The organism is Collinsella sp. OM04-5, from assembly GCF_003439125.1.
In the GTDB taxonomy this organism is placed as follows: Bacteria; Actinomycetota; Coriobacteriia; order Coriobacteriales; family Coriobacteriaceae; genus Collinsella.
Map to the genome: position 1 here is coordinate 120,274 of NZ_QSUU01000005.1, position 13,225 is coordinate 133,498.

The 13,225-nt window shown below is 62.0% G+C and carries 8 protein-coding genes; 2 read left to right on the forward strand and 6 right to left on the reverse strand.

Translation table 11 applies throughout. The features are described from left to right. Positions 1 to 169 precede the first annotated feature (169 nt). The 6 genes from DXB53_RS04470 to metK form a co-directional block, all read right to left on the reverse strand. A complete protein-coding gene (locus tag DXB53_RS04470; protein WP_117583482.1) occupies positions 170 to 1,384 on the reverse strand; it encodes an ABC transporter permease in 1,215 nt (404 codons plus the stop codon). Continuing rightward, positions 1,381 to 2,154 carry an ABC transporter ATP-binding protein gene (locus DXB53_RS04475; RefSeq protein WP_117583483.1) on the reverse strand — a complete coding sequence of 258 codons (774 nt, stop codon included), beginning with the start codon at positions 2,152 to 2,154 and terminating at the stop codon, positions 1,381 to 1,383. The genes DXB53_RS04470 and DXB53_RS04475 overlap by 4 nt, the downstream gene beginning before the upstream one ends. Beyond that, positions 2,154 to 3,575: an efflux RND transporter periplasmic adaptor subunit gene (locus tag DXB53_RS04480; RefSeq protein WP_158556491.1), complete on the reverse strand. Its 1,422-nt coding sequence runs from the start codon at positions 3,573 to 3,575 to the stop codon at positions 2,154 to 2,156. The genes DXB53_RS04475 and DXB53_RS04480 overlap by 1 nt, the downstream gene beginning before the upstream one ends. Before the next feature lie 132 nt (positions 3,576 to 3,707). After that, complete coding sequence (locus DXB53_RS04485; protein WP_158556492.1) at positions 3,708 to 5,423, reverse strand: L,D-transpeptidase; 1,716 nt, start codon at positions 5,421 to 5,423, stop codon at positions 3,708 to 3,710. A 149-nt stretch (positions 5,424 to 5,572) separates the two neighbouring features. Then, a complete protein-coding gene (sdaAA, locus tag DXB53_RS04490; protein ID WP_117583486.1) occupies positions 5,573 to 7,180 on the reverse strand; it encodes an L-serine ammonia-lyase, iron-sulfur-dependent, subunit alpha in 1,608 nt (535 codons plus the stop codon). Between the two features lie 313 nt (positions 7,181 to 7,493). Beyond that, positions 7,494 to 8,774 (reverse strand): methionine adenosyltransferase, encoded by a 1,281-nt coding sequence (gene metK, locus DXB53_RS04495; RefSeq protein WP_117583487.1) that lies wholly within the window; start codon positions 8,772 to 8,774, stop codon positions 7,494 to 7,496. 296 nt (positions 8,775 to 9,070) lie between these two features. Between metK and gltX the strand changes: the two genes are divergently transcribed. Together gltX and priA are read left to right on the forward strand one after the other, a co-directional pair. Further along, a complete protein-coding gene (gene gltX / locus DXB53_RS04500) occupies positions 9,071 to 10,546 on the forward strand; it encodes a glutamate--tRNA ligase (protein ID WP_117583488.1) in 1,476 nt (491 codons plus the stop codon). Positions 10,547 to 10,757: 211 nt separating this feature from the next. After that, positions 10,758 to 13,211 (forward strand): primosomal protein N', encoded by a 2,454-nt coding sequence (gene priA / locus DXB53_RS04505; RefSeq protein WP_117583489.1) that lies wholly within the window; start codon positions 10,758 to 10,760, stop codon positions 13,209 to 13,211. Positions 13,212 to 13,225: the final 14 nt, after the last annotated feature.

Here is a 13,225-nt window from a genome sequence, read left to right on the forward strand (position 1 = left end):
TCGCCCCGAGCAAGCTCGACCCGTACAAGCCCGTCATCCGCCAGAGCTCGAGGACGACGCCCGAAACTGGCGCAAACAGCCCTTCAATGAGTTGCGGTGAAATAGTGTCTGTTTTTTCTGCTAGATAGCATATTCAGTCCCTAATTCACCGCAACTTGTTGGTGGTGGCTTACTGGTAGCGTAGGCACTCCACCGGGTCGAGCTTTGCCGCGCGTCGAGCGGGGTAGAAGCCAAAGATTACGCCGATGCCGACGGAGACGGCGAAGGCCAGCAGCACCGTGGCGATTGAAAAACTCGGGGTGATTTGCCCGCTGGCACCGAGCTCGCCAAGAATCCCGGATCCGGAGGCAAACATCGCGAGGCCCCAGGCCAGCAGATAGCCTATCAGGACACCCAGCAGGCCACCGGTGACGCACAGCGCCGAGGACTCGGCCAAAAACTGTGCGGTGATATCGCGACGACTGGCGCCCAGAGCGCGACGGATGCCGATCTCGCGGATGCGCTCAGTCACGTTGGTGAGCATCATGTTCATAATACCGATACCGCCGACAAGCAGCGAGATACTGGCGACAGCACCCATGATGAGCGAGAAGGCGCCCATAAAGGAATTGAGGGAGTCGATAGCGCTTTTCATGGAGGTAGCCGATACACTGTCGTACTCATCATCCTCCGCGATACCCTTCATCGCGCGTACCTTGGACTCGATGGTCTTGCAGAGCTCATCCATGTCCGTGCCCTCGGCGGCAAGTGCCGTCACGCTGGGGAATGAAGGATTCTCGTCGCCAAATAGGCCGGAGATGGTTTCGCGTGGCATATACAAAGTGAGCGAGCCCATGGAGTCGCCGCCGCCATCAATCACGCCTACAATCTGCACCTCGCCGTTGGACACTTTGATGGTTTTTCCCAGCGCATCCTGTTCGTTGCCGTAAAGCTGATCGGCGCCGCCGCGGCTGATGAGCGCCACGCGCGAGCCTGCCTTTGACTCGACATCGGTGTAGGTGCGCCCCGCAACGAGCTTACTGGCACCCACGGCGTCGAGCATGTCGCTATCGACACCCTGTGCCATGACGGTATAGCTTTTATCGCCGGTCTTGTACTCGGTATACGCGCTTTTGACAATGCCGATCTGTTCTATCTGCGGCACCAGTTTTTTAAGCTTCTGGACGTCAGAATCAGAGAGTTCTTGGGACGAATAGATCTGAACCATGCGAGCTGCGTTGAGGCCAAGGCTGTTGACCAAGCTGTTTTGGATGCCGCCGATGAGCGAAGTCATGGCAATGACCGAGGCGATGCCGATGACAATGCCCAGGATGGTGAGCAGGCTGCGCCCCTTGTTGGCCTCGAGCGAGTGAAGGGCTTCCTGGATAAGATCGCGGGCGCTCATGCCATCACTCCTTTCGGCGGGTTGGCGGAGGCGGAAATCATGGGCAGGTTATCTACGGCGCTGCGTAGGGTCCGCGGTGCATGCGGAATATACGCGCCGTCGTGAATGCGACCGTCGCGGATGGTCACGGCACGGTCGGCCTCGGCGGCGATGCCGGGGTCGTGTGTGATAAGCACGATGGTTTTGCCGCGCTCCTGGAGCTTGTGGAAGGTTTCCATGACGAGCGCTCCCGTGGCGGAGTCCAGGTTGCCCGTCGGCTCGTCGGCCAAAATGATGGGTGGATCGTTGACAAGGGCGCGCGCGATGGCGACGCGCTGCATCTGGCCGCCCGAGAGCTCGGATATGCGGTGGTCCCAGTGGTCGACGGGCAGCGTGACGGCCTGCAGCGCGTGTACGGCGCGCATCTCGCGCTGGCTGCGCGGCACATTGGTGTAGGACAGCGGCAGCATGACGTTTTCGATCACCGTCAGGCGCGGCAGCAGATTAAAGCTCTGAAAGACAAAGCCGATGCTCAGCGCTCGCACCTCGGTGAGCTCGTCATCGTCGAGCTCGGCGACGTTGAGCCCTTGCAGGAAGTAATCGCCCGCCGTCGGTTTGTCCAGGCAGCCCAGGATGTTCATGAGCGTCGACTTGCCCGAGCCCGAGGGGCCGGTGATGGCAACGAACTCACCGGGGTCTACTGCCAGGCTCACGTTATGCAGGATGTGGGCGCAACCGGCCTCGCTCTCAAAGATGCGGTGCACGTTGCGGATGTCGATGACGGGACGCATTACTTGCCCTCGTCGGCAGGCATGTTGTCGCCGCCGTCTGCCGTCATTCCTGTGCCGGTATCCGTCACGATGGTGTCGCCGTCGCGTAGCTTGGTAACCGGGACGTCTGGATTGATCTCGTTGCCCTGGTCGTCGCGCTTGACCTGCGCCTTACCGACTACAGCCTCGTTGTCGTTTTGCGTCACGACGGTCACCTTCACGCGGCGCGTCTTTTTGCCCTCCGAATCGGTGGCCAAATTGACGTAATAGTGCTCGCCATCTTCGGTCATCAGCGCCATGGTCGGCACCATCACCACGTCGTCGAGCTTCTCGGTCACTACCGAGACCTCGGCAGTCATACCCGGCTTAAGGCGACTGTCAGGTGCTTCGATGAGGATGTCGACGTTGAAGGTCACACTGCCGCCGCTCCCGGAGGAGGAGTCGGAGTTTGCCACCGAGGCGATAGCCGTGACGGTGCCCTGGCTCACGATATCGGGAAACGCGGGGTAGGTCACGTTGGCGCTTTGGCCCACGGCAATTTTGACGATATCCTTTTCGCCCACCTGAACCGTCACCTTCATCTTGGACAGGTCGGCGATCTGCATGCACTGCTTGCCGCCGCTCGTATCGCTTTCGCCCATGATCATGCCGCCTGTTACCGTGGCGCCCACCTTGGCGTTGAGCGCCACGATGCTGCCCGAGCTCGGGGCCGTGACCGTACGGCTGGCGGCCTTGGCGTTCGCCTGATCGAGGTTTGCCTGGGCCGATGTGAGGCTGCGCTGCGCGGCCGATACGGCGTTCGTGTCCGCTGATGCGGCGGAGATGCCAGCCGCTGCGGAACCTCCGTCGACGTCCGTCGTTGGGTTGGCCTGCGCGGCAGCTGCGGCTTTCTTCGCGTTGGCGAGGTCTTCTTGAGCGGCTGCAACTGCACGCTGCGCCTCGGCAACGTTGCGATCGAGCTCTTCGTTTTTAATGGTCATAAGCACGTCGCCCTCGTTGACGGATTGGCCTGCCTGCACGTTGATCGAATCGACCGTGCCGTCGGCAGAAGGGGAGACCACTGAGGACGAAATGGGTTTGAGCTGGCCTTTTGCCTCGACCGTTGTGCTAAACGTGCCCTCGGTCACCATGTCGGTCGCAGGCCTGCTATCGCCCTGTGGCTGCGCATTGATAACCAGGGTTGCAACAATAGCAATGAGCGCGATGACACCCACGATGCCGGCGGCAATGCCGCGTCGAATCAGCTTTTTGCGTCGACGTTCGGCACGTTTTGCCTTGAGCTTGGCATATGCCTCTTCATCGGAAATCTCGGCCGTATCGTTCGTGCGTCCGCTCTCCTTGTCGGCATGTACGTCTGTGATCAGAGGAAGCGTTTCGGTGGCACCTTCGGGCGTGTGCTCGGTATCATCCGGGCCCGGGGTGATGTTGGGGACATTCGGCATAGCGTCTCCTTTATAGAAAGAACCTTGATAAGTATATGCGCCCGCCGGTTGGGCCAGGCGCATAGGACGGTATCTTTCGGAATTGTTAGATTGGTCGCAGCAGTTGCATGTTGTATGAATGCGCGCGTTGCACTACGAGTGGACAACCACGCACAGGCCGACTTTGATGCAATCGTGCAGCGCCTTGGCGTCGGCCAGGCGAAGGTTGATGCATCCGTGGCTGCCGCACCACTTGTAGGAGTTGGGATCGTCGAAACTCTTGTCGTTTTGCCACGTTGCATCGTGGAAGCCGACCATGTTTCCCTCAAACGGCATCCAATAGCTGACCGGGCTCTCGTATTTGGGCTTGCCGGTCTCGGGGTCCTTGGCACCGATAAGCTTGCTGGCGCCATTGTTGCTGTTGATCTGCCATACGCCCTCGGGGGTGGCGTCCTCTCCCGGCTTGCCGGAGATAAAGTTGGCCTCCCACACGATATTGCCGCTCTCGTCGTAGTAGCGCGCGTGCTGCTCGGACAGATCGACATCGACGTATGCCTTCCAGTCGGGCTCTCCCTTTGCAGTAAAGGTGTCGGCCTTCTGGGAGTACTTGATCTCGATTTCGCCGGTCTGCTTGTTGTTAATGGCGTCCTCGACCTGCTTGGCGAGCGAGCTGCTGTCGATGGACCAACCAAAGTCGCCGCCTTCGACGGCGCATTGCTTGCCATCGGCGCGCGTCCACCAGCGAGTGGAGCCCACGGTGTTAAAGCCGTTGGCGAGCTCGGCTGCCCAGCTGCCGATCTGCGACGTATCGAGCGTGGGGTTGGCCGGATCGGCAAAGCTGATCCACTGCAACACGGAGCTGCCATCAACCTTGCCGGCATCCTCGCCGTTGAGCTTGAGGGTCACGTTGACGCCCAGGAAGTTGTTGGCGGCATCGCATGCGGCCTGAATCTGATCATCGGTCAGCGTTCCATTGAGCGGCTCATAGGCATCGTTGCCGAGCTTGGAAAGGTCTACGGTCTCGGACAGCGAGGCAAGCTCGAGCTCGGCATACTTAATGACATGCTCGCGGTCGAGTTTTTCGTTGGAGCGCGCCTTCTCGACGGTAAACTTGCCGGCCTGCTCGTCATAGGAGCTATTGGCCTCGAACGTGCCCGAACGGCCCTCGTTAAACTCATCGATGGCGGTGCCCAGATCCTTCTCAAACTGCTTTTGGTCAAAGGTATCGGAGAGCATGGACAGGTCGACGTCTTGATCAAGATCTACTTCGTTGGAGGTAGCGGTTGTTTTGGTCTTGCCGCTTAAGGATTCTACAAGGCGGACCGGCCATACAAAGGCTTCGTTGTGGTTGATGATCTCTTTTGCGGCAGCTTCGCCGTCGACGATGGGCTCATCGGACTCGGGCTGATAGGTCCAGCTAAAGTCATCGCCCGCCACGGTGAGCTTATAGTGCTTCCACGCTGAGTTGACCTTGGTGGCGGCAGACGAAGCGTTGGAGAACGAGACGTCGACGCCGGCGATGGCGGTGTTGGGGTAGGCTACCTGCGAAAACGCTACGACGCCTACGATATAGACAATGACGATAAGACCCAGGAGGACAAAGAGCGTCGTCTTTTTGCCCGACTTATTGTTCCCGGTGGGTTTGCGCGCGGGGTCGCGATCGCCTCGACCGTGCGTGGGGGGCTGCTTGGGCGTATTGCCGTTTGCCTGGCGCTGCTGGCGCTGCTGGTTCGGGCGTTGCGAAGCGTTTGCCGCACCACGCTGCTGACCGTGGCTCGGCGCGATAGGACGCGGCGACTGAACGCCGCCGGTGTGCCTGCTCGGCTGCTGCGGATCGGGAATCAGTTGAGTTCGATCGTTTTGCGACATCGTATGCATATCCTTCGGATTTCGCCTTGCGGCTCATCGTGTTTTTACTGGGCTTGCATTATAGCGATTACCCAGTTGTTTGTGGTATGGAAACGGTGGCATTCAAAAGAGGTGGGACATTTGTCCCACCTTCGAGTCTTTCTTTGTCGCTATCCGCACACACCGCATTTTGCACAGGCCGAAAGTGCGGCCGGAGCCTGCGCGATGCCACCCTTTGCCGTCTCGCGCAGCGTGGCCGGCAACGCGTGGCCCACGGAGAGCATGACGTGCGCCATCTGGTCAAACGGCACCAGGCTCTTGATACCGGCAAGTGCAAGCTGCGCCGAGCTAAATGCCGCGGCCACGCCGATGGCATTGCGGTTTTGGCACGGCACCTCCACGAGGCCGCCCACCGGGTCGCAGACCAGGCCCAGCAGGTTGCTCAGGGCGATGGAGCTGGCGTCGAGTGCCTGCTCAGGCGTGCCTCCGAGCATCTGCACCAGCGCGGCGGCGGCCATGGCGGCCGCGCTTCCCACCTCGGCTTGGCATCCGCCCTCGGCGCCGGCGACGCAGGCGCTCGTGGTGAGGTTGAGGCCGATGGCGGCGGCGCAGTAGAGGGCGTCCATGACTTGCTCATCGTCCAGTTGCAGATGGTCGGCGAGCGCCAGCACGCAGCCGGGCACGACGCCTGCGGAGCCGGCCGTGGGGGCGGCGACGATCACTCCCATTGTGGCGGAGCGCTCAAGGACGGCCATGGCGCGGGCCACGGCATCGGTCTGGACGGCGCCCATCAGGCTTATGCTCAGATCGTTTCGGCTGGTGGCATCGACAAGCTTTGCCTCGCCGCCGATGAGGCCGCCGAGCGAGCGCTGTGGATTGGAAATGGGGGCTGTGGTCTCTTCGCGCATGACGTCGAGTACGCGGCGCATGGCGGCGATAGCGTGTGCCTCGCCGGTCAGACGTGCCTCGCGCACGGCCATGACGGCGCCGATGTTGAGCCCCAGTTCCTCGCACGCATCGAGCAGCTGCTCGCCGTCGTCGAAGATTTCCTTTGCCGAGACGCCGGGGGAGAGCGACGAGGCAGAACCGGGGAGCTCGATAAAGGTCGCGTAATCGACATTGTCGAGCTTGCGGAGCATGGGGACGACGGTGTCGTCGGGGGCGCCGTCGGTCTCAAAGACGGAGTAGGCCTGGCCGCCCACTTCGGTGCGGTAGGTGCGGCAGAAGGCGATGTTCACATGGGCGTAGGCGAGGAGGTTGGTGAGCGCGGCGAGCACGCCGGGGACGTCCTGGTGTGCCACAAACAGCGTGGAATACATGCCCGAGATATCGACGCCGACGCCGTTAATGCGGCTGATGCGCATCTTGCCGCCACCCAGGCTCTCGCCGCGTACCTGAGCCGTGGCTCCCGTGGCGTCGACCATGTCGATGTCGACCGTGTTGGGGTGGATGGAGGCGTCGTCGCCCTTGATGTCAAAGTGGTAGTCGAGGCCCTGCTCGCGTGCGAGGTCGAAGGCCTGCTTGATGTTCTCGTCGTCGGTGTCGAGGCCCAGGATGCCCGCGACGAGCGCACGATCGGTGCCGTGGCCGCGGTAGGTGTGGGCAAAGGAGTTCCACAGGCCAAAGGTGACCTTAGTGATGCGGCCTTCCAGCAGGCTGGCGGCAACTTGGGCGCAGCGCAGGGCGCCGGCGGTGTGCGATGAGCTGGGGCCGACCATGACGGGGCCCAAGATCTCGAATGCCGAGGTCGTAGCTAGTGTTTGCGGCTTGCCTGCCATGGCTGCTCCTTTGCCTTGTCTCGTCGTCCCGAGGGGCGGGGCATAAGGTCGCCTGCTCGGGCAGTCCTGCTCGCACGGAGAGCACATTAAGTGCTCTCCGGCTCGTGCGGAACTCGCGATCGACCTTATGCCCCGCCCCTCGGGACTAAGGATACATGGTAGAAGTGCGCATGCTGCAAAATTCATTAGCTGGTGACGCAGCGTGGGCTCATATCGATATATCTTCACCACCGGATTAATAAAAAAGAAGTACCGGTTGGAGCCGGTACTTCTATTGGTGCGTTTCTATTTGGCTGTGGCTTTTCTCGTTAGCTTACAGGCCGCAGGCTGCTTTGAGTTCATCGACTCGGTCGGTTTTCTCCCAGGTGAAGTCGGCGTCTTCGCGGCCGAAGTGACCGTAGGCTGCCGTCTTTTCGTAGATGGGGCGACGCAGGTCTAGGTCGCGGATGATTGCGCCCGGGCGCAGGTCGAAGGTCTTCTCTACGGCCTCGACGATCTTGTCCTCGGCAACATGCGCGGTACCGAAGGTGTCGACCATGATTGAGAGGGGCTTGGAAACGCCGATGGCGTAGGCAAGCTCGACTTCGCATCGGTCGGCCAGACCGGCGGCGACCACGTTCTTGGCGACCCAGCGCGCGGCATACGCGGCGGAGCGGTCAACCTTGGTGCAGTCCTTGCCGCTAAAGGCACCGCCACCGTGACGGCCGTAGCCGCCGTAGGTGTCGACGATGATCTTGCGGCCGGTCAGGCCCGTGTCGCCCATGGGGCCGCCCACGACAAAGCGACCGGTGGGGTTTACGTAGATGTCGGCGCCGTCCCAAGGCATGTTCTCGGCAGCCATGACAGGCGCGATGACATGCTCGATGAGGTCGGCCTTGATCTTGCCCATGTCCTCAATCTCGGCAGCGTGCTGCGTGGAGATGACGATGGTCGTGACCTCCACGGGCTTGCCTTCCTCGTAGCGCACCGTGACCTGGGTCTTGCCGTCGGGACGCAGATAGGCGAGGGTGCCGTCGTGACGCACGGCGGCCAGGCGCTCGGCCAGGCGGCTTGCCAGGTAGTGCGGCATGGGCATGAGGGTCTTGGTCTCGTTGGAGGCATAACCGAACATCATGCCCTGGTCGCCGGCGCCGATCAGGTCGATCGGGTCGGTGGTGGCGCCGGTCTGGGTCTCGAAGGACTCGTCGACGCCCTGGGCGATATCGGGCGACTGCTCGTGGATAAGGCTCATAACGCCGCAGGTGTCGCAGTCAAAACCGAACTTGGCACGGTTGTAGCCAATGCGACGGATAACGCCGCGGGCGATTTCCTGTACGTCGACGTAGGCCTGGGTGCGAATCTCGCCGGCGACGATGACGGTGCCGGTGGTCACGAGGGTCTCACAGGCGCAGCGGACGTTCTCCACGTTGGCAGGCACGCCGTTGGGGGCGATGTAGCCCTGCTCCTGGAGCTCTATTTCTTTGGCGAGGATTGCGTCGAGGACGGCGTCGCTGATCTGGTCAGCGATCTTATCGGGATGACCTTCGGTCACCGACTCCGACGTAAAAACAAAGGACCCGTGTTGGGGTGGGATGGAACGAAGTTCTTCTGACATGATTGTCCTTTCAAAAACGTGTCCCGGCGACCGTTACCATTCCGCTGGGCTCTCTATGCAATGGCACATCATAGCGCGTAAATCAAACATTCACACCCTTTCCGCACCCTTGCGGCACTTTACTCATTGGGGACAGACTTAAATGACCAGCCTTGCCTAAGTGCCGACAGGTTGCCCAAAGACTGATCATTTAAGTCTGTCCCCAATGAGTGGGTCGGTGCCCTTTGTGCGGAGGTGGGCATTGTTGCTTTATACTAATGCGGTTAGACATCCATCCTGCAATCGAGGAGATTTCCATGGCATCAGACGTTCGCGTCCGCTTTGCACCCTCACCGACGGGCAAGCTGCACATCGGTGGCGCCCGCACCGCTATCTATAACTGGGCTTTCGCCCGTGCAAACGGCGGCACGTTCATCCTGCGCATCGACGACACCGACCCCACCCGCTCTACCGACGAGAACACGCAGATTATCCTGCGCGCCATGCGTTGGCTGGGCCTGGACTGGGACGAGGGTCCCGAGGTGGGCGGCGATTTTGGCCCCTACGCCCAGACCGAGCGCCTGGACCTGTACAAGCAGGCCGCCCAGAAGCTTTGGGACGAGGGCAAGGCCTATCCCTGCTTCTGCACCAAGGAGCAGCTCGACGCCGATCGCAAGGCCGCGCAGGAGCGCAAGGACCCCTTCCAGGGCTATCAGCGCCGTTGCCGCGACCTTGATCCCGAGGAGGCCCGCCGTCGCATCGAGGCCGGCGAGTCCTACGTCCTGCGCATCAAGGTGCCCGAGGACCGCGGCGACGTCGTCATCCACGACGCCGTTCACGGCGAGGTGACCTTCGACGCCAAGGGGCTCGACGACTTTGTCATCTTCCGCTCCGATGGCACGCCCACGTACAACTTTGCGACCGTCGTCGACGACGCCATGATGAAGATCACCCATGTCATCCGCGGCGACGACCACCTCTCCAACACCCCGCGCCAGGTCATGGTCTACGAGGCCCTCGGCGCGCCCGTGCCCACGTTCGCCCACATCTCCATGATTCTGGGCGCCGACGGCAAGAAGCTCTCCAAGCGCCACGGCGCCACCTCAGTAGAGGAGTACCGCGACGCCGGCTACCTGTCCGACGCTTTCGTCAACTATCTGGCGCTGCTCGGCTGGTCGCTTGACGGCGAGACCACGATCATCCCGCGCGATGTCCTGGCCAGCAAGTTCTCACTCGACCGCATCTCCAAGAACCCGGCGACCTTCGACCCCAAGAAGCTCGACTGGGTCAATGCCGAGTACATCAACGGCATGTCCGATGCCCAGTTTGCCGACGAGATCATGGTCCCCGAGCTGCACGAGGCGGGTCTCATCGAGGGCAACGTCGAGTACGGCGAGGACTGGATTGACGCACTCGCTGCCATCGTCAAGCCGCGCACCAAGATGCCAGCCGACGCCGTGACCGTCGCCGCTCCCATCTTTGCTACGGCCGAGACGCTCGAGTATGATGAGAAATCCGTTAACAAGGGCCTGGCCAAGGAAGGCATGGGCGCCATCCTGGACGCCGCCAAGGCCGCGCTCGAGGGCGTGGACGAGTGGACAGCCGCGAACATCGACGCCGCGCTTGAGCCGCTGCCCGAGCAGATGGACCTCAAGAAGCGCGTGGTGTTCCAGGCCGTGCGCGTCGCCGTTTGCGGCAACATGGTGAGCCCTCCGCTGGGCGAGACCATGGCGCTCGTCGGCTGCGATGACTGCCTGGCACGCATCGACCGCGCCCGCACGATGGCGCTGTAGCAGCTGCGCAAACGTATGTATTCGAGCCCCGTTCACCCCGAGCGGGGCTCTTGTTTCTGTACCGATGAGTGGGTTGCTGGGACAAAATAATCAGTGGTGTTTGTCCCGTGTTCGAGCGACGCAACAAGCTCGACACTCGTATCGGCCATGGGACAAACACCACTGATTATTTTGTCCCACCCCTTTCAGGTCCGTTCGTTAGAGGTGGTGTATGGCTCAACAACTGTCGCTGTTTGGTTCACCGGAACCGGAGGAGGCTCTGGTGAAGCTCATGCCTGCCGCTGCCTCGGCTCAGCCTAAGCCTGCACCTGAGCCCATCGCTGCCTACGCGAGCGTGGTTCTCGACATTCCTACCCGAGCGCTGTCCGAGCCATTCGCCTACGGCATTCCCGAGTCCCTTGCCAACGAGGCCCAGGTCGGATCGACGGTCCTGGTCCACTTTGGCAACCGTGCCGCCGCAGGCTACATCGTCGATATTGCGCCCGAGCTGGGCGACCTACAAGGCAACAACGCCCTTGACCTTTCGCGCATCAAGCCTGTCGAAGCCATCCTCAGCAAACCGCTCTTTACCGCCGAGGCTGCACGCATTGCGCGCTGGATGAGCCGCGAGTATGTCGCGACGCTTTCCGAGTGCCTGCGCCTGTTTTTGCCACCGGGCGGCAGCCCGCGTGTGGTCAAGGGCGACGACGGCGTGTGGACGGTTGAACGTCCAGCCGTCAAACCCATCCAAAACCGCTGGGTGATGCTTACGCCCGAAGGCTTTGACTACACGCCACCCAAGACCGCGGTCCGCCAGCGCCAACTCATCGAGGCGCTCCAGTGCGGACCGGTCACGACGCGCGACCTCAACCTTCTCTATAACAGCATGTCGGCGACCATCAAGGCGCTCGAAAAACGCGGCGTTGTGGTGGTGGAAGAGCGCCGCGCCTGGCGTGGCTGCGGCGAGCAGGCCACGCTGTCCTCGGCAAGCGGCAAAGCGCCGGTCTCCCTTACCAGTGGCCAGCAACAGGCACTCGCGCAGATTGAGCGCGCCCGTCTGGACGCTCATGGCGACGTGGTGCTGGTCGACGGCGTCACCGGCTCCGGCAAAACCGAGGTTTACCTCTCCGCCATCGAGCGCGTGCTCGCAGCCGGTCGCTCGGCCTGCGTGCTGGTGCCCGAGATTTCGCTGACGGCCCAGACCGTCGGCCGCTTCCGTTCGCGCTTTGGCGAGACGGTCGCCGTGTTCCATTCGCGGCTTTCGGCCGGCGAGCGCCTGGACCAGTGGGATATGGTTGCCAGCGGTGCGGCCCGCGTGGTCGTCGGCGCACGTTCGGCGCTCTTTTGCCCGCTTGGCGACCTGGGCCTCATCATCATTGACGAGGAGCACGAGACCAGCTACAAGCAGGGGTCCAGTCCGCGCTACCACGCGCGCGAGGTGGCGGCCGAGATGGCGCGGCGCTACCGCTGCCCGCTCGTGTTGGGCTCCGCCACGCCCTCGGCCGAGGCCCTCGACCACTGCCGCCGTGGAACGTATAACGGCACCACTTGGACGCGCGTCGAGATGCCCGAGCGCCCGGGACACGCCGTGCTGCCCGAGGTCCGCATTGCCGACCTGCGCCGCGAGTTTTCGCACGGTAGCCGTTCAATGTTCTCTAAACCGCTGATGGAAGGTTTGGAGCGCGTTGTAGAGCACCGCGAGAAGGCCGTGCTGCTGCATAACCGCCGTGGCTTTGCGCCGTTCCTGATGTGTCGCGAGTGCGGCTGCGTTCCCACCTGCAACCACTGCTCCACCGCGCTTACGTATCACGAGCGCACGCACACGCTGCAATGTCACACATGCGGATCCTCCTGGCGCGTGCAGCCGTATCCCGCGCCCACGAGTCGTTGCCCCAAATGTGGCAGTCGCTACCTGGCAAAAATGGGGCTGGGCACGCAGCAGATCGAGGACGCACTGCACCAGATGCTGCCCGAGGACGTCGCCATCATCCGCATGGATGCCGATTCCACGCGCGGCAAGGATGCGCACAAAAAGCTGCTCGAGCAGTTCGATGCTGCCGATTGCGCCGTGTTGCTGGGCACCCAGATGATCGCCAAAGGCCTCGACTTTCCCGAGGTCACGCTCGTGGGTGTGGTCAATGCTGACTTCGCCCTCAAGCTGCCGGATTTCCGCGCAGGGGAGCGCGCCTACGATTTGCTTGAGCAGGTCGCCGGTCGCGCCGGTCGCGGCGACCGCCCTGGCGAGGTCATCATCCAGACGTATCTGCCCGAGGATCCGGTCATTCGCGCCGTCGCCGAGCACGATCGCTCGATCTTTACCGACTACGACCTGGACCAGCGCCGCGACGCACTGTATCCGCCGTTCGTGCGCCTGGTTAACATTTTGGTGTGGTCGGCAAGCCGCGACGATGCGCAGGATTATATCGGGCGCATTGCAAAGCTTCTTAAGCGCCGCTGGCATGCCGCCGCGCCCGACTTTTTGCGGGCGGGGAGCGCCGTGCCCCAGGTGCTGGGCCCGGCTTCGTGTGTAATCGAGAGAGCCAAGGACCGTTACCGCTTCCATCTGCTTGTGAAGTCGCCTGTGGGGTACCATGTCTCTGATGATATCGACGCCTGCCTCAAAGAGGTGGGCTCTGTGCGCGGCGTGAGCGTGAGCGTTGACGTCGATGCCTATGATTTGATGTAACAACCCGAAAGGAT